The sequence below is a fragment of the Cylindrospermopsis raciborskii Cr2010 genome (assembly GCF_003367075.2).
Lineage (GTDB): Bacteria > Cyanobacteriota > Cyanobacteriia > Cyanobacteriales > Nostocaceae > Raphidiopsis > Raphidiopsis raciborskii.
Map to the genome: position 1 here is coordinate 2829730 of NZ_CP065936.1, position 21946 is coordinate 2851675.

17 protein-coding genes and 1 pseudogene are annotated in these 21946 nt (G+C 40.9%); 7 read left to right on the plus strand and 11 right to left on the minus strand.

Annotation, left to right across the window (positions count from 1 at the left end; all coding sequences use genetic code 11):
- Window positions 1–33 precede the first annotated feature (33 nt).
- From hflX to cysS, 8 genes and pseudogenes are all read right to left on the minus strand, one after another.
- On the minus strand, window positions 34–1791 hold the full coding sequence (gene hflX, locus C6N34_RS12905; protein WP_181884035.1) for a GTPase HflX: 1758 nt from the start codon (window positions 1789–1791) through the stop codon (window positions 34–36).
- Between the two features lie 62 nt (window positions 1792–1853).
- On the minus strand, window positions 1854–3179 hold the full coding sequence (locus C6N34_RS12910; RefSeq protein ID WP_115538698.1) for an ATP-binding protein: 1326 nt from the start codon (window positions 3177–3179) through the stop codon (window positions 1854–1856).
- Between the two features lie 27 nt (window positions 3180–3206).
- On the minus strand, window positions 3207–4784 hold the full coding sequence (locus C6N34_RS12915; protein WP_115538699.1) for a tetratricopeptide repeat protein: 1578 nt from the start codon (window positions 4782–4784) through the stop codon (window positions 3207–3209).
- A 35-nt stretch (window positions 4785–4819) separates the two neighbouring features.
- A complete protein-coding gene (locus tag C6N34_RS12920; RefSeq protein ID WP_115538700.1) occupies window positions 4820–7228 on the minus strand; it encodes a heavy metal translocating P-type ATPase in 2409 nt (802 codons plus the stop codon).
- A gap of 98 nt (window positions 7229–7326) precedes the next feature.
- Entirely contained in the window at window positions 7327–7602 is a 276-nt protein-coding gene (locus C6N34_RS12925) for a TM2 domain-containing protein (RefSeq protein ID WP_006276570.1), read from the minus strand.
- Between the two features lie 284 nt (window positions 7603–7886).
- On the minus strand, window positions 7887–9230 hold the full coding sequence (locus tag C6N34_RS12930; RefSeq protein WP_115538701.1) for a TldD/PmbA family protein: 1344 nt from the start codon (window positions 9228–9230) through the stop codon (window positions 7887–7889).
- 1 nt (window position 9231) lies between these two features.
- Window positions 9232–10668 (minus strand): annotated as a pseudogene (locus tag C6N34_RS12935) (TldD/PmbA family protein).
- A gap of 31 nt (window positions 10669–10699) precedes the next feature.
- Window positions 10700–12166 carry a cysteine--tRNA ligase gene (gene cysS / locus C6N34_RS12940; protein ID WP_057178378.1) on the minus strand — a complete coding sequence of 489 codons (1467 nt, stop codon included), beginning with the start codon at window positions 12164–12166 and terminating at the stop codon, window positions 10700–10702.
- A 208-nt stretch (window positions 12167–12374) separates the two neighbouring features.
- On the opposite strand from cysS, the gene C6N34_RS12945 reads away from it, so the two are divergent.
- The 3 genes from C6N34_RS12945 to C6N34_RS12955 all read left to right on the plus strand — a co-directional run bounded on the left by C6N34_RS12945 (window position 12375) and on the right by C6N34_RS12955 (window position 14384).
- On the plus strand, window positions 12375–13448 hold the full coding sequence (locus C6N34_RS12945; protein ID WP_115538702.1) for a CobW family GTP-binding protein: 1074 nt from the start codon (window positions 12375–12377) through the stop codon (window positions 13446–13448).
- Between the two features lie 74 nt (window positions 13449–13522).
- On the plus strand, window positions 13523–13861 hold the full coding sequence (gene psb28 / locus C6N34_RS12950; protein ID WP_006276565.1) for a photosystem II reaction center protein Psb28: 339 nt from the start codon (window positions 13523–13525) through the stop codon (window positions 13859–13861).
- A gap of 19 nt (window positions 13862–13880) precedes the next feature.
- Window positions 13881–14384 carry a MogA/MoaB family molybdenum cofactor biosynthesis protein gene (locus C6N34_RS12955; RefSeq protein WP_057178376.1) on the plus strand — a complete coding sequence of 168 codons (504 nt, stop codon included), beginning with the start codon at window positions 13881–13883 and terminating at the stop codon, window positions 14382–14384.
- A gap of 10 nt (window positions 14385–14394) precedes the next feature.
- Here C6N34_RS12955 and ribBA read toward each other — a convergent pair whose 3' ends face one another.
- Window positions 14395–16074: a bifunctional 3,4-dihydroxy-2-butanone-4-phosphate synthase/GTP cyclohydrolase II gene (gene ribBA / locus C6N34_RS12960; protein WP_057178375.1), complete on the minus strand. Its 1680-nt coding sequence runs from the start codon at window positions 16072–16074 to the stop codon at window positions 14395–14397.
- A 183-nt stretch (window positions 16075–16257) separates the two neighbouring features.
- Between ribBA and argC the strand changes: the two genes are divergently transcribed.
- Entirely contained in the window at window positions 16258–17316 is a 1059-nt protein-coding gene (gene argC / locus C6N34_RS12965; RefSeq protein WP_115538703.1) for an N-acetyl-gamma-glutamyl-phosphate reductase, read from the plus strand.
- A 109-nt stretch (window positions 17317–17425) separates the two neighbouring features.
- On the opposite strand, the gene C6N34_RS12970 is transcribed toward argC, so the two are convergent.
- Window positions 17426–17596: a hypothetical protein gene (locus C6N34_RS12970; protein ID WP_006276561.1), complete on the minus strand. Its 171-nt coding sequence runs from the start codon at window positions 17594–17596 to the stop codon at window positions 17426–17428.
- Window positions 17597–17878: 282 nt separating this feature from the next.
- On the opposite strand from C6N34_RS12970, the gene C6N34_RS12975 reads away from it, so the two are divergent.
- A complete protein-coding gene (locus C6N34_RS12975; protein WP_071985343.1) occupies window positions 17879–18364 on the plus strand; it encodes an NUDIX hydrolase in 486 nt (161 codons plus the stop codon).
- 74 nt (window positions 18365–18438) lie between these two features.
- Window positions 18439–19266 (plus strand): alpha/beta fold hydrolase, encoded by an 828-nt coding sequence (locus C6N34_RS12980; RefSeq protein ID WP_115538704.1) that lies wholly within the window; start codon window positions 18439–18441, stop codon window positions 19264–19266.
- On the opposite strand, the gene C6N34_RS12985 is transcribed toward C6N34_RS12980, so the two are convergent.
- On the minus strand, window positions 19263–20087 hold the full coding sequence (locus tag C6N34_RS12985; RefSeq protein ID WP_115538705.1) for a pantothenate kinase: 825 nt from the start codon (window positions 20085–20087) through the stop codon (window positions 19263–19265). The genes C6N34_RS12980 and C6N34_RS12985 overlap by 4 nt on opposite strands.
- A gap of 113 nt (window positions 20088–20200) precedes the next feature.
- Here C6N34_RS12985 and C6N34_RS12990 point away from each other — a divergent pair, with 113 nt between their 5' ends.
- Window positions 20201–21946, plus strand: a complete 1746-nt coding sequence (locus C6N34_RS12990; RefSeq protein ID WP_115538706.1) for a diflavin flavoprotein — start codon at window positions 20201–20203, stop codon at window positions 21944–21946.

Below are 21946 nucleotides of genomic sequence, written 5' to 3' on the forward strand. Positions count from 1 at the left end.
ATTCTACATCATCAATTTGACATTGCCATGTTTTTAAAATCCTTGTTCTTGTATCATTGGTTCTAGAGCATATTCAATCAACTGTGACAGTCGTAGTCTGAGAGTTTCCAACCCCAAACGCTGACCAGCTGATATAAACACACTCAAAGGAAATTCCTCCCGTGCGGAAACTAGTACTTCATTATTGACCCGATCAATTTTATTAAAAACAACCAAAGCAGGTCCAGGAGTAATAGGCATTTGAGCTAGAATTTCTCGTACTGATCTAATATGACTTAACCAAGCAGGGTGGGATAAATCAACTAGATGTATTAAGGCGTCTGCTTCCGTAACTTCCTCCAAAGTAGCACGAAAGGCATCCATCAAAGAATTGGGCAACTCATGGATAAACCCCACGGTATCCGTAATTAAGGCCTCCCGAACTTGATGGTTTTCCCCTTGGGGAATAACTAAACGACGGGTGGTAGGGTCAAGGGTGGCAAATAGCTGATCAGCTGTATAAACCTGGGCATTAGTTAGGGCGTTAAGTAGAGTAGACTTACCCGCATTAGTATATCCCACCAAAGCCACCGATGGTATTTCCCGATGTTGTCGTTTTTGACGCAAACGGCAACGATGGGCCTGCAATTGGTTAACTTCCTGTTGTAGTCGGGAAATACGTCTTTGAATGGCTCGTCTTTCCGTTTCTAGTTTGGTTTCACCAGGTCCACGAGTTCCTATTCCGCCTCCCAACCGCGACATAGCCCTCCCCCTACCAGTTAATCGTGGTAGCATATATTCCAGTTGAGCTAGTTCTACTTGTAACTTCCCAGCTCCCGATTGAGCCCGCTGGGCAAATATATCCAATATTACTTCTGTACGATCAACTACTCTAATACCAATCTGGGATTCTAAGTTTCGTACTTGAGCGGGTGATAAATCCCGATCAAAAACAATCAGATTGGCCCCCTGAGTTTGAGCAGTTAAAGCCACCTCCTGGACTTTTCCTTGACCAATAACCGTTTGGGGATGAATGCGCGATCGCTTTTGCTGGATGCTTTCCAACACCTCTCCCCCTGCTGTATCTACTAACCTAGCCAGCTCAGCTATAGTATCTTGGAATTTTTGGTCACTTACATCATCAGTGAATACTCCTACGACGATGACTCGGTCATGATCGCCATTTACTTCCTGTCCAACATATTCCCGCTCAAATTCTGCCTCTAAACCCTCTACCAAACCCAGAAAATCCATTTGGGCAATTGCATCTAAGCTTAGGGGAGGTGAAACGTGAAAATCAGGAGATCTCGATTCCCCAACAGTCATAACCGATGACGGACTAAAAGACAGTCTTGTACTATTACACACCAAATGAGCTAAGTACACCCCTTTAACATAACCAGTTGCTCCCCCACCTCTTTTTGTAAATCCTGTGCCCGTAAGATTTAAAATGACCAAAGCATCCAATCGCTGTAACAGCATTGCTGTGAGTGCTGCTTCATGGGGAGGTTCTGATTTGAGATTTGTTGCTATGCAGCGAATCCCACTGAGTCTTTCTGCACCATAGCGTGGAATTTCCATGGGAGGAATTTGAGTTTGACGCACAGTGCCTACACCAACTCTAATCACTTTTCCTTTACGATTAATGTAAGAGCAAATAGGTTGGTTTATTTCTGTACTAATTGCTGCCAGCCTTTGAGCAAACTCAGATGTAGTAATAAAATTACCTGGTACGCGCTGATGATACAGTCGTTGTAATTGTCTGAGTTGGCTGGATTTTAAACCCTGTAGATTTCCGAAAATAGTCTCTATAGGCCCATGACCAGTTACCTGGCCCTCCAAATCATGTTTATATTCTAACAAAAAGTTGAAATTTACAAAAGGGTTGCTAGAGCTTCTCTAAATTCCTGGATTCCCTGAATCAGGGGGTGAATATCATACCAGCGCTGTATTTCCCCTTCTTTATCCAAATAGCGATATTCTAATAAGCAACGATTAAACATTAGATTGCGATACTGATCATCATTAAGGATGCGTTTGGAAATGGATACCTCTGCTAATAAATACCATTGATGATTTTCTACAGCACGGCGGTAGGTATCTCTAGCTTGAGTAATAGCTCGTCGAACTGCTCTTTCAGATATGGGTAAATCTTGGGTGCGTCCAATGGCATCCTGGGTCAATAGTAATAGATTTCGGACATGACCTCCGCTCATTAAACAAAGTTTTTCCAAAGTGTCTGGACTGTCAAAAATTTCGGTTTCTATAGATATATTTGGTGCAAATTGCCGAACTCGTCTCCCAATTACCTCGGTTAACCTTTTCAAACCTGGTTGATAAACTTCTCCTTGAGGAGTGCGCACCATCACCATTGGTAAAACTTGGGGATCACCATAAATGTCGCGTAGATCAGTAGCTCTAGTGGAATAAACCATAGCAATGGGAACTGTGTAGATGAGGTGACAGTCCAGAGACTTGAGCTGCTCACACCGGTCTAGAAAAACCTCTTCATAATTAGTCCGATTTCCTTCCTTGACCAGTATCATCCGATCTAAGTTATCAACAATTACTGCTAATTGGTGTTGTTTCGATGGCAATCGTTTCTTCGCGTCTCCAATAAATTCATTTAACACCCTAATTAAAGTTACCGTGTGGGGGTTTACCTTCTCTCGAATCTGTTGACGTAATTCGGGGACTGCTCTTAGGTTAGCTGTTAACTTAGCAAACTGAGTAATTTGCATCTCTATGTTCATATCCTCAAGATGAATTTCTGTCAGTGCTAAATCTTTTAGATCTTGCCAACGCTCTTTCAGCCAGTTTATTACTGGTTGAGGATTACCTATTTGTTGTAAATCTTTAAGTAACCTGCGGGTACAAGCCAGAAGAATATCGGTATAATGAGCATCCTCTGAATCTATATCCTCTTCATCGGCGGCAAAATAAATTACGTAAAACTGCCTCTCTTCCAGATATTTCTTCAATCTTAGTAATTCAGTAGATTTACCTGCTCCTCTGTGTCCAGAATACAGTTGACAAGTATTTCCCCGTGCCAGCTGAATGCGATTTCCCAATTCCTCTAAAATATCTGCCTCACCTCTGACGTCTTGACAGTCTACATAGTTAGGATCTCCTGCTGACAGAGGTTGGAACGGGTTAAAGGCATTATAAAGGTTTTTGAGCAGTTCCGCATTTTGGGACATAAGTAAACAGCCTGGGTTAATTTGAGGTCAATCGTGAAAAGTTTTATTAATTAGGGCCTGAAAGCGTGCATCTTCTCTAATGCGATCAAAATCAGGATCAGCTTTTGCCATTTGTGTAAATTGTTCAGGTTTAAGACTAACTGCATTTTCTAAGTTTTCTAGTGCTTCTTGAATTTTACCCTGAACTGCATAACAACAGGCTTTGTTATAAAAAGCATATTGATCATCTGGCTTGATTTTCAGAGCTTGATCATAAGAAAAGATAGCTTCTTCTATGTGTCCTAGATCCTCCAATGCATTGCCTCTATTGTTCCAGCTATAGTGGTCATCTGGTTTCAGTTTCAAGGCCTGATCATAAGATAAAAGTGCCGCTTCGTTTTGTTTGAGTTTTTTTAGTACAACTCCCCGATTATACCAAGCATAGTAGTCATCGGGTTGCAAGCTTAGCGCCTGATCATAACAAAAAACTGCCTCCTGATATCTGCCTAAACTTCTCAAGGCAATGCCTCTATTGTTCCATACATTACTCTCATCGGGTTTAATTTTTATGGCTTGACCATAAGATAAAATTGCCTCCTCATTACACCCTATATTCCTGAGTGCATTACCCCTGTTGTACCAGAAATAGTGATCATCGGTCTTAATTTTTATAGCTTGATTGTAAGATAAAATTGCTTCTTGATCTCGATGTAGTTTACGCTGGCAATTACCTAGTGCATACCAGCAAAACGGGTCATCTCGTCGTAATTTCAGAGCCTGGCGATAGGATACAATGGCGGCTTCATACCTGGATAAACTAAACAGTGCATGTCCGTGATTACACCAAGCACCATGATCATCTGGTTGAAGTTTCAGTTCCTGCTCATAAAATGTAATGGCTGTTTCGTATTCGTTAGCGGAATACAGTAGATTCCCCATTTCAAATAACAATCTAGCTTTGTTACTATCATTTTGGTATTTTTCTGTCAGCAGTTCTTGAATTTCCAACATTGTTTCGATTTTCTGTTGGGGAGTAAGCTCTAAATATTTTTTATAGTCTCCCTCCATAATTAAACGACGAGATTCTTCGTCTACCAATTCTGCTGTGGTTGGTAAATCATACACTCCAGATCGCCAATCAAAAAAGTCTGGGGCGCGATGAATCAAATAATTTAGAGAAAATGACCGTAGTAAGAACACAAAGCAAAATGAGAAATCATCTCTGAATCTTTCTCGCTGTTGATTGAGATGATTTAGTATGGGGGGCACCTTGGTCAAGTTGGTGAACTGTCCCTCCGTAACTTCACCAAAATTCCTTTTCTCATACTTGTATAGGGAGTATTCTAAACCTTTAACTAGGAGGATATCAATAGTTTGTCCCTGCACATAGTTTTTTACATGCTCATAGAACTTCTCTATTGGTTCCCATAAGTTTAGTAAGGCTATTTTTTTGTTAGCTAGGTCACGACTAATATGTTGAGCAAAGTTATCAGCTTCAATAGGTGTGCACTGCACAAAGTACAGACCAAATCCCACTTTTCGTTCCAGAGTGGAAATTAAATCCTGATATATTTCCTGTGGATCTGGTGGTAGATCATCATCCCAGTTAGAATAGTTGGGTTTCATAATTCAATAGTATATGCTATGGAAGAAAACAGGACTTATCTGGGAGCCATCTGGTTTTGTGGTTTCACACCTCTCAACAAAAGAGAGTTAGTCACCACGCTAACGGAACTAAAAGCCATAATCGCAGCAGCACTAGAGGGAGTTAGGACAAAATGTAAGCTGGGTAAGAGAACCCCAGCAGCTAAGGGGATGGCAATGGTGTTATAGGCAAAGGCCCAAAATAGGTTTTGACGAATTTTAGTGAAAGTTTTACGAGCAAGTTGGATAGATGCTACCACATCACTCAAGCTGTCACCCATAAGGACAATTTCCGCACTTTCCATAGCCACGTCTGTTCCTGAACTCAGGGCAATTCCCACATCCGCTTGGGATAAAGCGGGTGCATCGTTGATACCATCTCCCACCATAGCTACCACACAGGAATTATCACCTACATTTAAGCTACCCTGCTGGAGAGAACGAATTAGTCCAGCTTTTTGCTCTGGAGTAACGCCAGCAATAACATTGGTACTATCGAGACCAAGCTGTTGGGCAATCACAACTGCTGCTTCTAACCTATCACCGCTGAGGACTATAACATGTAAACCCATTCTTTGCAAGTGGTTTACTGTTAATTTGGCATCGGGTCTAATGGTATCACTAACAGCTATTAAACCTGCCAAAATGTCATCCACAGCAACACCAATGACTGTTTTTCCTTCCTTTGCCAGTTTTTGTCCTTGTTCTTGGGTAGTTGTATTGATAGTAATTCCATGACTGTTTAACCATTCCCAGTTACCCAACAGCACACTTTTCCCCTCTACCATAGCGGAAACTCCCATACCTGGTTCCGTGTAAAAATTCATGGCATGGGGGATGGGTAAATTTAGCTTTTCTCCCGACTGCTGTATGGCTTTCGCTAGGGGATGACAAGTGCCTTTTTCCACCGCTGCTGCTAATTGCATCAAATTGGTAGTGTCTATATCTGTTAGTGGTAGACAGTCTGTAACTATGGGATTACCTGTGGTAAGAGTACCAGTTTTGTCAAATACGATGGTGTTTAAATGGTGAACCTTTTCTAATACATCCCCACCCTTGATTAGTAACCCAGATTCTGCTCCCACACCAGTCCCTACCAAGATAGCTGTGGGTGTGGCTAGTCCTAAAGCACAGGGACAAGCTACTACTAAAACTGCGATCGCCAGTTTTAAACTAATGAGCAGTGCCGAATTTTGATCATTGAGTAGGGGGATAGAATGATTACCCATGACCATTCCAGAAGTAATATACACCTCTGGCCAAACACGAGTTCCTATAAAATACCAGAATGCCCAGGTTAGAAAAGAAGCTGTTAAAACAGCATAAGTAAAATAACCAGCAATGGTATCAGCCAATTTTTGCACAGGAGCTTTACGAGTTTGGGCACTTTCTACCAGAGCAACAATCTGAGCTAGGACAGTATCTTCACCGATTTTCCTAGCTACAATTGAGACAGTTCCTGACTGATTAATAGTTCCCGCTGCAACAGAATCTCCTGGTTGTTTAATTACAGGAACAGCTTCCCCAGTCAACATTGATTCATCAACGGTGGTTTGTCCAAACTGCACCTGACCATCGACGGGAATTTTATCCCCTGGTAGTACTTGTAACCACTCTCCCACTCGTACCTGGTCAGCTGGTATTTCAATAATATTAATGTTGGGACTAACTGCTAATTTCTGGCCATCAGGGTTGACAATTAGTCTAGCAATTTGTGGTCTTAGGGCTAACAATTGATGAAATGCTGATGCAGCGCGCCCTTTAGCTTGTTTCTCCAAGGTTTTACCCAAGAGGATAAAGCCCAACATCATTACTGGTTCATCAAAGAAACAGTCCCAACCCATCCGGGGAAATAAAAGTGCAACTAAACTAGTAATATAAGCAGTTAAAGTTCCTAAAGCGATTAAGGTATTCATATTTGGGGATCCTCGTCGCCAACCCAACCAACCATCTATAATGATTGGACGACCAGGAAACAGGAGTGCAAGGGTTGCCAATGCACAATGAAACCAAATGTTATTTAACCCAATGGTACTCAAAATAGGAAATAAATGACTGCCAAAGTGTCCCAGTCCTGAAAACAGCAACAGTCCAGAAGCAACTATTAACTGCATAAAAGCAGATCTCATTTCTTGGTCTTGCTTTCCAACCCTGCTGAACCCTTGAGAGTTTCGCATTTCTGAGGGGAACCCTTTCGCTGTTAATACCTGTGCCAGCGTATCCCCCTCAACAGCATCTTCTATTTCTACCACAGCAATTTCTGTAGCTAGATTCACACAGGCGCTTTTTACCCCCGGGTGTTGGGTTAACTGTGTTTCTACCGCTTTTACACAGCCAGCACACTTCATACCGCTAACATCGAGTATGACTTTTCTAGTTGTTGCAGCGCTTTCTTCTGTCAATTCATTTTTTTGTGCAAGTTGCATAACAAGCTATATGGCTAAAACTAGTGCCATCTCTAGGATAAACAAAATCTGGAGATTTAAGTGTAAGTAGGATAGAAAATAGGGATGATTAGGGCGTATTAAAACCAGCGCTGTTTACCTATAAAATAAGTATCAACAAAATCCTCATGGTTTTTATTCAGGTAAATCATACCTTCAATCAGACCAATCAGTTGCATAATAATCAATGTCAATCCAAAGGTGAGAGAACCCCCAACTACAGAAATAACCAACATAATAAAACCTTCGGGCGCATAACCAAGGATAAATTTATGAATACCAAATCCACCGAAAATAATACCACAGTAACCTGCCAAAAGCTGTTTACTGCCATGGGACGGGTTGAGATTAGCCATATTCAATCACTCCTAGACAGGGTTTGCTGAAAATGTAGATAGGGGAATGGAGAGTTAAATACAATTATTGATGATAATTATTTTGTCTTCAACGCAAAATTGGCACAGAAAATAAAATTTTCGGTAGCAAATGAGCAAGAACCGAGGATGAAAGTATCTTGCCGTGTGCAATATTAAGTAAAGGTGTCGTCAATCTTGGTGTTTAACTAACCACCTTTACGTTTACAATTGAAACTAGATGAAGTCCGGAAATTTTCCAGATCGGTTTTTAAAAACATCTGGCTCTAGAAACTATAACTAAAGTCCTCAACCAACATTCCGGGTACTAAACTACCACCCAATTGACGTTTGGTGTATGTACCTACTTCGGGGATTAGATCTTGAAAGTTGGTAAAATCAACTAATTTTTCTCCCCAAAAGTCATACAAACTTTCATCGAAACGTAGATTTTCTATGGGGGCGACCATCTCTCCATTTTCTACCCAAAAACAAGCATACCTGGTCATTCCGGTGATTCTACCAGTTTGACGGTTGCTCCAGTTTAAATAATGTAAATTGGAAACATATAACCCAGTTCCTAAACTGGCCAGAATATCTCCAAAATCCAAGTTGCCTATCTTGATTTCGGGGGAGCGTAATGTTTCTGAACTGTTTGCAGCATTGCTGACTTTATTATATTCCTTAGCAGTGCGGGAATTGACCAAACTATTGACTAAACCCCCATTTTCGATTAGGGTTAATTCCTGTGGTGATATTTCTCCTAAACTGTTAAATCTGGGGGTCAAACCAGCGCTAAAGTTCTCCTTTAAATTAAACTTGGGTGAAAGCTGTTTTTCACCTCTTGACAATGGTGCTAAAGCACTATTACCCTGCTGTATAGAAGATTCACTAATAGCACCCCAAGATAACATATCCAATAGTTCAGCTACCGCACCAGGAGCAAAGTAGGTTCTATATTTACCCCTGGGCAGTTTCCTAGGTTCACGGGATAATAAAGACAATTGTTTTTTGCCATCCGCGATTTTATCAATGTATGCTGATTGTTTCCATTCTCTCCCAGCAAAGGTGGCTTTGACTGCTTTTTTCGGTGCAATAATTAAAGAATAATCTAAATTAAAAGAATTGGTAACAAACCAATGGCTTTTTCCTCTAGAATCTCCATATCCCCTTATAATGATACCCCCAGCATACATACCAGTAAAATCTAAATTTTCTAGGGATGTTAAAATGCTATCGGGCACTTTTTCTGGTGCTAATAATTCACCTCTATGTATTTCCCTAATGCTTCCCTCTCCCCCTGGTAAAACTATGTAGGGATCTACTGGTAACATGGAGATTTCTTCCCTTAGTTCTTCTAAATTTTGACATGCAACTTCCCGATCTATCTCCCAATTACCAGTGAAGGGAAAATGACAAAAACTACTGCGATGATCAGCCATTAAAGTTAAATGCACAGAACCATCATACACTACTCCCGTTTGTCTAAGTTTTCCCTGATTAAACCGGGTAAACTGACTCCTTTCACTGCTAAGATTAAGTGTAAAATCTTCCTGATCTGATTTTTTGCTTAACAGCATTTCCCTAAGATTATGAAAGTTTTTTTCTAATTTGAAACCATCTACTTCCATCTTACCCTCCACCAAAAACTTCTATATTTGTAAACACACAAGGGGGTGAACCATGACCTACCCATATAGCTTGATTTGGCTCTCCCTTCCCACAAAATGGCGTGCCATACATTTGCCAATTCTCAAAATTACCCACCTGGACTAAACTATGCCAAAATTGTGGTGTTGTTGCTCTGTAATTGGGATTTCTTAAAGTTTTTGTCAGTTGACCATTTTCAATTAGTTTGGCATATTCACACCCAAATTGGAACTTATGGCGAAGATCATCTATGGACCAAGAGCGATTGGACTCCATATAAACACCATGTTCTATACCCTCAATCATTTCCCCAAAACTAGTATCCCCTGGCTCTAAATTAAGGTTAGCCATTCTATCAATTGGTGGACGATTCCAAGAGCAAGCGCGAGCACAAGCTACTCCTGGTAAACCAGAACGAGCTTGACTTTCTAAACTGCCCAAACCCCTTTGCAAAATACCATCTTGAATTAGATATTATTTTGTAGCTTTTGCACCAGTATCATCAAATTGATAACTGGCCGATTCTCCTTCAACAGTGGGATCAAAGGTAATATTCATTAAAGGTGAGCCATATTGTAATTTGCCAAAATCCTCTGGGTTCACAAAACTACCACCCGCGTAGTTCCGTTCATCACCTAAAATGCGGTCTATTTCTAAAGGATGTCCCACACTTTCATGAATTTGTAGCATCATTTGATCTGGTGCTAACACCAAATTTGTCTCTGTATTGGGACATTCTGGAGCATTTAATAATTCTATAGCTTGTTCAGCAACTTGTTGAACCTTATCCCATAATTTATCTTGTTTTAATACTTCCCATCCGCCTTGATAACAATTGGCGTGCATTCCATGATTACTTCGCTGTTGCACCACCCGACCATCCTGGGCTATTACCCCAAAATGATTGCCTACAGAAGTGATTTTTTGGTAAATTTCCGAGCCATTGCTACTAACAAACCAGGTCTCTTTTTCACTTGCATTAATGTGGCCACTGGTTTGGACTATTTGATCACTAATTTTTAGTCCATGACAAATACGGATGAGTAAATCATTTATTTCCCCTGGACTCAGAAAATTTAACGGTTGATCCAGGGGTGTATTATATTCACCAACCATTGCTGGACGGGTGTTTTTTTCCAGTGGATATATCCGAAATTTACTAGCTGCAACTGCCTGTTGGTAAGCTATTTGAGCCGCGTGCTTGAGTGACAATGAGGTTAGGCAATTAGTAGCTGCATAACCGATGCTACCATTAACCATCACTTCTATCATTGCTCCCCTTGTTAAGGATTTACCGTTGCTTCTAGGTAGACCATCTCTCACATAGTAGTCTCTAGCAACTTCTTTAACAGCACGAATTCCCATCCAATCAACGGTGGTATCAAACTGATCAATAGCTTGTGTTAATTCTTTCCACATGTTACTAATATCGGTTTAGTTGATTAATGCGTTAAAAATCCTGTTCCCTTTGCCAACGAGTCCCCTCTTTGCTGTCTATTAGGGTGATACCCTTTGCTTTTAGTTCCTCCCTGATGCGGTCAGATTCAGCAAAGTCTTTGGCTTTTCTTGCTTCCTGTCTTTTCTGTACTAGGTTCTCAATTACTTTGTCACTTAAACTTTCATCTATGGTTTTTTGCTCCTCTGGTTTAGCTATTAAACCTAAAACACTGGTCAAAGTCACTAGTGTTTGCCATTTTGTCAATAGTTTTGCACAGGGGGTTTGTGTTTTTCCTTCATGAACAATAATATTCCCTTCTTTCCTCAGTTCTTTGGCTATTTCAAAAATAACTGCTAACCCACCAGGAAAGTTAAAATCATCATCCACTGTTGTGGTGAATTTCTCAATCTCCACTTGGTCTATATTAGTGTTATCTTTGGCTGATTGCAAATCCCAATCTAATTTTCCACCATGATGATAACCAAATAATAAACCCTCTTTCAGGGTATGCCAACCATTAGTTGCTGCTAAAATGGCCTCCTCGGTAAAATCTAGGGGTTTGCGATATTGGGCCATGAGGACGAATAATCTTAATGCCATGGGGTCAACCCCCCGATCTAATAAATCCCTAATGGTGGTAAAATTCCCTAGGGACTTGGACATTTTCTCCCCATCTACTTTTACCATACCATTATGTAACCAATAATTGGCCAGTGGTTTCCCTGTGACTGCTTCTGATTGGGCAATTTCGTTTTCATGATGGGGAAATATTAAATCCGCACCACCCGCATGAATATCTATCGTATCTCCTAACCTATCTCTCACCATGGCTGAACATTCTATGTGCCATCCTGGACGACCTTTACCCCAGGGCGACTCCCATGCTGGTTCACACGGTTTTGCGGCTTTCCACAGGGCAAAATCAAAGGGATCTTTCTTTTTTTGATATTCTGGATCTTCTATATTAACTCTCTCACTCGCACCCGCTTGTAAATCTGCTAATTTCCTTCCTGAAAGTTTACCATACTCATTAAACTTTCTCACAGCATAATAAACGTCTCCATCAGCAGGATAGGCATAACCTCTTACTTCTAAGTCTTGAATCAACCTTTTGATGCCATTCATGGTGTGTGTCGCCCGGGGATATTCATCTGCTTCCCTTACCCCTAAGCGCCCCATATCCTCAAAATAGGCTTGAATATAGCGCTCTGCTACTGTTTCCATGGTGGAGTTTTCTTTTCTAGCACGGTTGAGGATTTTGTCGTCAATATCTGTAAAGTTTTGGATATAACGTACCCTATAACCAATAAATTCTAAGTAACGCCTTACCACATCCCATACTATACAAGCTCTAGCATGACCCAAGTGACAATAGTCATATACTGTCACACCACAATAATACATCCTAACCTGACCAGGCTCGACGGGTTTAAATTCCTCTTGACGACGGGTGAGAGTATTGTAAATAGATAGGGTCATAATCGAGAATTGGGACAATCTGATGATTGGCAATTATAGCCCACCAGGGTTTAAGTTGGTTGGGTAAATGGCAATTTTTCCTGATTTCTGTCAATTTGCCAAAACTCTTCCTAGTCTCTAAAATGGTTTGTGGGTAAGCTGCATATAACTGGCTATAATTGGCTATAAGTACGAATCTACCTAAACCCTCATTCTCAAATTGATTATTATGACTTCAGCAGTTGCTATTGAATCTCCCAAAATGCCTGTTTCTAAACAGGGTTTACCAGTGACGATTATTACCGGATTTCTGGGAAGTGGTAAGACTACCCTACTTAATCATATTTTGACTAATCAACAAGGTGTAAAAACTGCTGTTCTCGTGAATGAATTTGGTGAGATTGGCATTGATAATGAGTTGATCGTTACTACTGACGATAACATGGTAGAATTGAGCAATGGCTGTATTTGTTGTACTATTAACAATGACTTAGTTGATGCTGTTTACCAGGTCTTAGAACGAGAAGAAAAAATAGATTATTTGGTGGTGGAAACTACCGGTTTAGCAGATCCTTTGCCTGTGGCTATGACCTTTTTAGGCTCAGAACTAAGAGACCTAACTAGACTAGACTCTATTATAACTGTGGTTGACGCTGCAAACTATAGTTTAGATCTATTTAATTCTCAAGCTGCCCACAGTCAAATCGTTTATGGTGATGTAATTTTGCTGAACAAAGTAGATTTGGTTGACGAAGCAACTTTAACAGTCTTGGAAAGGAAGATTCATGATGTTAAGGAAGGTACCAGAATTATTAGAACTAAAAATTCTCAGGTTCCCCTGGCCCTAATTCTCAGTGTGGGCTTATTTGAGTCTGATAAGTATTTTGATACGTCAACTGATAAACATGAGCATCATGATCATTCTAGTTGTGACCATGACCATCATGAACACGAACATCACCACCATTCTCACCATCTAGAAAATGACGGGTTTGTTTCCATTTCTTTCCAGAGTGATAAACCTTTTGCCATTCGTAAATTTCAATATTTTTTGGATAACCAATTGCCAACCAATGTATTTCGCGCCAAGGGTATTATGTGGTTTGAGGAGAGTCCCAACCGTCATATTTTTCACCTCTGTGGTAAGCGCTTCACCATTGATGATGATCAATGGCATGGGGAAAAGAAAAATCAGTTGGTTTTAATAGGTCAAAACTTGGATGAACGGGAGTTACTACAACAAATAGAACACTGTCTTTGTCTCCCCTTCGTAAATAAGGGTAAAGGTTTCAAGGGGGGCTAAAAGCGGTTGTGGATAAAATGTCCCCATGATGGGAAAATATTAAAGATGGGTCACAAAACTTAAAATGATTAATTATGGCAAGCATCCAGTTTTCTAAAGGTACTGATGAGAAAGTAGTTCCAGATGTAAGGTTGACCAGATCCCGCAGTGGTGACCAAGGTACAGCAACTTTCACCTTTGTCAACCCCGATATCCTCCAAGAAGGCAATACTGACGGAATCACTGGAATGTATATGATTGACGAGGAGGGCGAAATTGTTACCCGCGAGGTAAGAGGGAAATTTGTTAATGGTAAACCAGAAGCTGTGGAAGCGGTGTATTTAATCAAAACCTCTCAAGAGTGGGATCGCTTTATGCGTTTTATGAATCGCTACGCTGAAGAAAATGGTTTGGGTTTGAGTAAATCTGAGTAACTACTTCATACCTGGAATCATGGAAATACAACCACACCATGACATGACAGCAATTATTGCCAACTGCGCAGTGATTACTGTTAGTGATACCCGTAACATCCAAACAGATCGCAGTGGTCAACTAATTCAACAACTATTATTGACTGCTAACCATGTTGTTGCTGATTATGTGATCATCCCCGATGATCCTGCAACAATTCAATCCCATCTCAATTACCTCAGTAATAAAACAGAGATTAATGTTGTGATTTGCAATGGTGGTACGGGTGTTGCTCCTAGGGATACCACCTACGATGCGATCGCCAGTTTGTTAGAAAAGACCTTACCGGGGTTTGGTGAGCTATTTCGTTGGTTAAGTTATCAAGAAATTGGTTCCCGGGCGATCGCTTCTCGTGCTGTAGCTGGTACATACAGAAACAAACTAGTTTTTTCCTTACCAGGATCTAGTAATGCAGTGCGTTTAGGGATGGAGGCGTTGATATTGCCTGAAATTGCTCATCTTGTCAAGCAGATGGAACAATAAGCTGGGCGCTTCAGGTGCAGTTACCAAAACAATAAATCTGTTGTGTTTGGAGACAGTCTTGAAGGGATGAGGGTTTAACATCAGAACTAATAAGCTGGCGATCTAACTTTACCTGTAAATTACTCAAAGGGTCACTACCAGATGAGACTAGAAATTCCAACTTATGGATGTATGGTAGCGCAATGAGCTGATCCAAAATCTGACCCAGGGCTTGTAGATAGGGATGACCTTTTTGTTGATACCAATTTACATCAGCCACGTTTGGTTGATCAAATCCCAAATGTACAATCAGTGATACTTGATCAAACAAAGCAATTCCTAAAGGTCTAGCTTCCTCCTGTAAAAGAAGATGATTACTTTTAGCCAGGTATCGTAATTTTTCCAACCTTTCATAGCGTTGGGCGATGGATTCTGGTTCATCTCCCCAGTGCAATGCGACAGTGGCCAGATAAGTTTGTAACAACATGTGTCCTAACTTCTTAGCTTTAGTGGCTAAATAATAGGAATTAAAATCATTGGATTCTATGAGCAAAGGAACGCGGTCAACCACTTCCAACCCATAACCTTTAACTCCAGCAATTTTACGGGGGTTATTAGTAATCAGACGAATTTTCTTAATTCCCAAATCCATTAAAATTTGCGCTCCCATACCATAATCACGCAAATCCGCTGGAAATCCTAATCTTTCGTTAGCTTCCACCGTATCCAGTCCCATATCCTGCAAGGAATAGGCTTTCAGTTTATTAATTAAACCTATACCTCTTCCCTCTTGACGCAAATAAACAACCACCCCCTGACCAGCATTTTCAATCATTTTTAATGCTGCTTGTAATTGCATCCTACAATCACATCGTAGGGAACCCAGAGCATCCCCAGTCAAACACTCCGAGTGCATGCGTACCATAATTGGGCGCTCCCCAAATTCTGCGGGGTCTCCCTTGACAATAGCAACATGATCTGTATTATCCAAAGTGTGACGATAACCATAAATATCAAATTGCCCAAACTGACTGGGTAGTTTAGTCACTATTTCCCTATAGATGAGGCGATCATTTTGTAGTCGGTAACTAATTAGATCTGCAATGCTAATAATTTTCAGGTGATGTAGGGTGGCATATTCCATCAACTGTTGTAATCTAGCCATAGACCCGTCAGGATTTTGAATTTCACAAATCACACCAGCGGGATATAATCCGGCCAATCTTGCTAAGTCTACAGCAGCTTCTGTATGACCTGCCCGTTTTAACACACCTCCTGCTTTGGCTCGAATGGGGAAAATATGACCTGGGCGGCGCAAATCCAGGGGTTTGGTGGCTGGATTGAGGGCCACTTGAATTGTACGTGCCCTATCTTCTGCGGAAATACCCGTGGTCACTCCCAAATGGGGACCAGCATCAATACTTACGGTAAAGGCAGTTTGGTTAGTATCTGTGATATTGCTAACCATTAATGGTAAATCTAATTCATCCAGGCGATCGCCTGTCATGGCTAGGCAAATCAACCCTCTTGCTTCTACCGCCATAAAATTAATCATATCCGGGGTAGCGAATTGAGCAGCACAGATTAAATCGCCTTCATTTTCCCGGTTTTCATCATCTACTACTACAATGGCGCGACCAGACTTGAGATCTGCTAAAGCGGCATTAATAGGGTCAAATTTAAAGGTTTGGTGATTATTGGACTCAGACACGGCAAATTTCTAGCTACCAAAGTGAATTTTGTAAGACCTTCCAATTTCTAATTGTAGACTATTTGTGGTGAGGTAGTTGGCAATAATTCTAGTTTGGGTGTTGAGAAGACTCAACCGTAATATTATTAGGTAGTATTATATGACATTACTGATATTACCGAAACTGGATGAGGATTTTACAAAATGAATAATTTTAGGCGCATACCAGTTGGAATTGTTGGCGCCTCAGGTTACGGGGGAGTGCAACTGGTTAGACTACTGATGGATCATCCACAGATAGAACTGGTATACCTAGGTGGTGAAAGCAGTGCTGGTAAAACATTTTCTGATTTATACCCTCATGTAGGAAGCATACTCAATCTAAACATTGAAGCGGTAGACACAGAAGTGATTGCTAGTCGCTGTGAAGTGGTATTTCTTTCCCTACCTAATGGTTTGGCTTGTGACATTGCACCAAAACTTCTAGAAAAAGGTTGTAAAATACTAGACCTAAGTGCTGATTATCGTTTCACTGATTTGACAACTTATACAACTTGGTATGGTATACAAAGGAGCGATCGCCTGACATCACAGAAAGCGGTGTATGGACTACCGGAACTATATAGAGACAAAATTGCCGAATCAAGTTTAGTGGGTTGTCCTGGTTGTTATCCCACGGCGAGTTTATTAGCATTAGCTCCCCTATTGAAACAGGGTTTAGTTGTGCCAGAAACAGCAATTATTGATGCTAAATCAGGAACCTCCGGTGGTGGTAGACAGGGCAAAATTAATCTCTTGTTAGCAGAAGCAGATAATTCTCTAGCTGCATACAACATTGCTTGTCATCGTCACACCCCAGAAATTGAGCAAATTTGTAGTGACTTAGCCAGACAGGAGGTGACAGTTCAATTTACCCCCCATTTAATTCCCATGGTTAGGGGAATTCTCGCCACCGTCTACGCTAACCTAAGAGATCCTGGTCTAGTCAGAGATGATTTAAGAACTATTTACACTGCATTTTACCGTAATTCTACTTGGGTTAAAATCTGTGATAGTGGGGTTTATCCGCAAACTAAATGGGCCTGTGGCAGCAACACATGTTATATAGGTATAGAAGTGGATCGGAGAACTAGTCGTGTAATTGTGACATCAGCCATTGACAACTTAATTAAAGGTCAAGCAGGACAGGCAATTCAATGTATGAACATCATGATGGGATGGGACGAGACTGTGGGACTACCCAAGCTAGGGTTTTATCCTTAAAAACAACTGGTTGAGAACAAAGCGAATGGACTGGCAACATTCCAATTCCATTCGCCTTATTGAGTCAAGTCCGAATTTATGCACAGGAGAGTTAAATCAAACAGATAATTTAATCAGCTGCATCCATTGCTGCTGCTACTGTTTCATCATCTTCACCCTTAGATGGTCTTTGTTGGAACCTTCTTTGCATTTTTCCTGTAGTAGTCCGTTTACGAAACTTTCTGGCATAAGCCTGGTTCCGTAGCGCCTTTTCTTTTTTGGGGTTACGGCGCTTGGCCATATTCACCTCATGAATAAACAACAAGAGCAACCACACTTAGGTCATATCCAGCTACCCATGTAATTGATACACCTTGGTACTTAGTGTGGAAAAATCTTTAAACAGTGCTCTAGTATATCCTATGTGAATGGGGGATGTCAAGCCAAATAAAGAATTCTAACCATATTCGGAAACCATATTAAGATGACTGTAATTGATTTTATCCAAATTTTTATGACAATTCCTAAAACATTGGCATAATTGTCAACAAGTACCAGACAAACCTTGAAGAATCAGTAAACAGTGAACTTTTTTAAGTCGTTGATTTATTCCCCGCCTAAGTTGTGGCGTGTTGTAAAAACTATATTAGGCATTATTTTTCGTCACCCCATTCCGGGAACGAGTATTATTGCGACTTTATCCGATGGCAGAATCGTCTTGATTCGTCGGAGTGATGATGGATGTTGGGCGTTACCTGGTGGTATGGTAGATTGGGGAGAAGATATTCCCAGCGTAGTGCGTCGAGAGTTGAGGGAAGAGACGGGACTGGAACTAGTAAGAATTCGACGCTTAGTGGGAGTTTATTCTTCTTGGGAGCGAGATCCTAGAATTCATTCAATTTGTGTTGTAGTGGAAGCAGAAGTAGAAGGAGAAATGAACATTCAAGATCACCTAGAAGTGCTAGAAATTAAAGCCTTTCCTCCCACTTCCCTTCCCCTAACCCCCATGTCCCATGATCACTATCAGCAGTTACAAGATTACCTGAGTGGGTTAACCACATTGGCTTAGTTTAAGCTTATAAACTTTTTAATTAATCTTTTGATTTTACCCAAAATTCAACCTTAGTATTGCTTCAATGGATTATGCCGTATACAACCCCATTCCGCAACTCCCGCATCAAACTTCCCCAAGGACTTCTATTCTGGCATGAAATCGGTGAAGGAATCCCCATAATCTTCTTACACGGACCTTGGAATGATGGTAGTCAGTGGACACAGGTAATGAGTTTAATAGCTGATAAATTCCATTGTTTTGCACCAGACCTATTAGGTTTTGGTACATCCGCAAATCCCAATGTACATCATTCAATCAGCTTACAAGTAGAGTGTTTGAATGAGTTTGTAAAAGCTTTGAAGCTGAAGCGATTCTATTTAGTAGGGGATTCCTTGGGAGCTTGGATTGCCACTAGTTATGCGCTGAAATATCCTGATTATATTATTAGTTTGTTGTTATTACAACCAGAGGGCATAAAGACAGATAAATTAGAACCAACTTGCTCAAGTATGCGGCGTTTAGCTAATACACCGTCCTTATTATTTGCAGTGTTTAAGTGTTTAGATAAGAGATTCAATCCAATAATTAGAATATTAGGTTGGCAAAACAAAATAAATAAATACTTGGAATTACACCGCAAATTCTTGGATCATCCTACAGCGTGCCAATTATTATTCAATCGGCAATTTCGGGAAATTGACAGGGAATTATTAGACAATAATTTAGTTACCCTAGAACTACCTTGTTTGATTTTGCAAGGTGGTCAGGATGAGAGGGAAAATCTGGAGAAGAGTAAGATCTATTCATCCATGATTTCCCAATCCCAGTTAAAAATCATCACCCATGGAAAAAACAATTTACCCCAAACCTGTACAACTGTAGTAGCTCAATATATCCTAGACTTTTTCACTTGTTAATGGTTTCTCAGGACTTCTTCAATCCCCCACAGGATGAGATGTGGGTCTGAAATTAACCTTTTTCCTAGGGAGGGAGATAGTTGAACTAAAAGGTCTTTTAATAAAGTTCCATCCCCTCCAGTGATTGCAATGTAAGTGTGGGGGAACGAAGACAACCAATAATCAATAAAATCCTGGATTCCCGCCAACAATGTGTAAATAACTCCACTGAGAATTGCTGTTTTCGTCTCCAGCGCAAAACGTGGTGGTAAATTGAGAATTTCCCCCGTTGTCAATAATGGCAATTGCCCAGTATTTTCTCCCAAACTGGCTAGTTGTAAACCCAGACCCGGTAAAATTGCTCCACCAACTAAAGACTCATTTTCATTTACACCTGTAAAAGTTAAAGCTGTACCTGCATCAATTACTAAAGCTGGGAATCCATACTTTTTACCCGTACCCAATAAAGCTAAAGCGCGATCAATACCCAGGGTAGGATATATTTCTTTCAGGGGGACTTGATTTAAGGTGATCACTTGTATGTTAGGGTAGGATAGCCATGTTTGAGTTTCCTGGGGAACCACGGAAGCTAAAAAAATGGGAAGAGGACAGTAAATAGCTGGGGAGTGAGAGGGAAAAGAAAATTGGGTGGTCAGGGTAATCAGTTCATCCAGGGTTTGACATTGAGGGATCTGCAAGATCACATCTTCCGGTAAATGTCTACTATCCCAGGTGAAGTATAACTTGTTCCCCAGAAATAAACCCCAGTGTAAATGGGAATTGCCAATGGCCAATCCTAGCACAAAATCATCCCTAACTTCTGATCTGCTATTCAGTTTCACAGTTTTAAGTTTCTTAACTCAGCCATAGGTTTTTCAATAAACAGTAACATTAAAACCGTGTCACAATCAAGAGTAGAGGAATTAATGCTCAAAAGAAATTAAGGAGGGGAGTTATGGTATTGCTCACCGATGCTGGACAGGAAAAACAAGCTCCTGTCAAACGTCTGACCACACAGACTGTAGAAATTGCTCAAGACACCACAGCTATCCGCTCCTTAGACTGGGATCGGGACCGTTTTGATATTGAGTTTGGGTTACAAAATGGTACAACCTATAACTCATTTCTGATTCGCGGTGAACAGATAGCTCTAGTTGACACGTCTCATGAAAAGTTCCGTCACCTATATTTTGACGCACTCACTAGCTTAATTAATCTTCAAGATATAAACTATCTCATCATTAGCCACACAGAACCCGATCACAGCGGATTAGTTAAGGATCTGCTGCAAAAAGCTCCTGATATCACCGTGGTTGGATCTAAGGTAGCAATTCAATTTTTAGAAGGTTTGGTACATCAACCATTTAAACGTCGGATAGTGAAAAATGGCGATCGCTTGTCTCTGGGAAATGGTCATGAATTGGAATTTGTCATAGCTCCTAATTTACACTGGCCCGACACTATTTTTAGTTTCGATCACCATACAGAAACTTTATATACCTGTGATGCTTTTGGCATGCACTACTGCTCAGATAGCACATTTGATGACAATTTAGCCACCATTGAAGAAGACTTCAAATACTACTATGACTGTCTCATGGGACCCAACTCCCGCTCTGTGTTATCTGCTATAAAGCGGATGGCAGAATTGAAACATATCAAAATGATTGCTACCGGTCATGGACCTCTGTTATACCACAACGTGGAGGAATTAACGGGACGTTATCGCACCTGGAGTCAAAGTCAAACCAAAGCGGAAAGCGTAGTAGGGATATTCTATCTCTCTGAGTATGGTTATAGCGATCGCCTGGCCCAATCCATTGCTAACGGGGTGATGAAGACGGGTCTAGGGGTAGAGATGGTGGATCTAGGTGGAGCAGTAGACCTACAGGAGCTACGGGAACTAGTGGGACGGTGTAAGGGATTAGTTCTAGGAATGTCGCCAGTTTCCACCACTAATTCCAGCATGCAAGCTGCAGTGAGTACGGTTTTGGGGTCAGCTACTGAAAAACAAGCCATTGGTATTTTTGAAACTGGTGGTGGAGATGATGAACCCACCTACCCACTGTTAAATAAATTCCGAGCTGCGGGTTTAATGATTGGTTTCCCTGTGATTGAGATACGAGAAACACCGACAGAAAACACATACAAAAAATGCGAGGAAGCTGGGACTGACCTGGGACAGTTAGTTACCAAAGAGAAAAGCATCAAAGCGATGAAATCCTTGGGTGCTGATTTAGATAAAGCCCTGGGGAGGATTAGTGGTGGTTTATATATCATCACCGCCAAAAAGGGTGATGTTTCCAGTGCTATGTTGGCCTCCTGGGTAAGTCAGTCCAGTTTTAAACCCCTAGGTTTTTCCATTGCGGTAGCTAAAGATCGGGCCATAGAATCTCTGATGCAAGTAGGAGATCGGTTTGTCCTCAATGTTTTAGAAGAAGGTAACTATCAAACATTGATGAAGCACTTTTTAAAGCGATTTGCTCCCGGTGCGGATCGGTTTGAAGGTGTAAAAACCCAACCAGCAGAAAATGGCGCTCCGATTTTAAGTGATGCTTTAGCCTATATGGAATGTGAAGTGGTAAGTCGGATGGACTGTGGTGATCATTGGGCGGTATATAGTACCGTCTATGCGGGAAGAGTATCTAAGCCAGACTCACTCACAGCAGTTCACCATCGTAAAGTCGGTAATCACTACTAA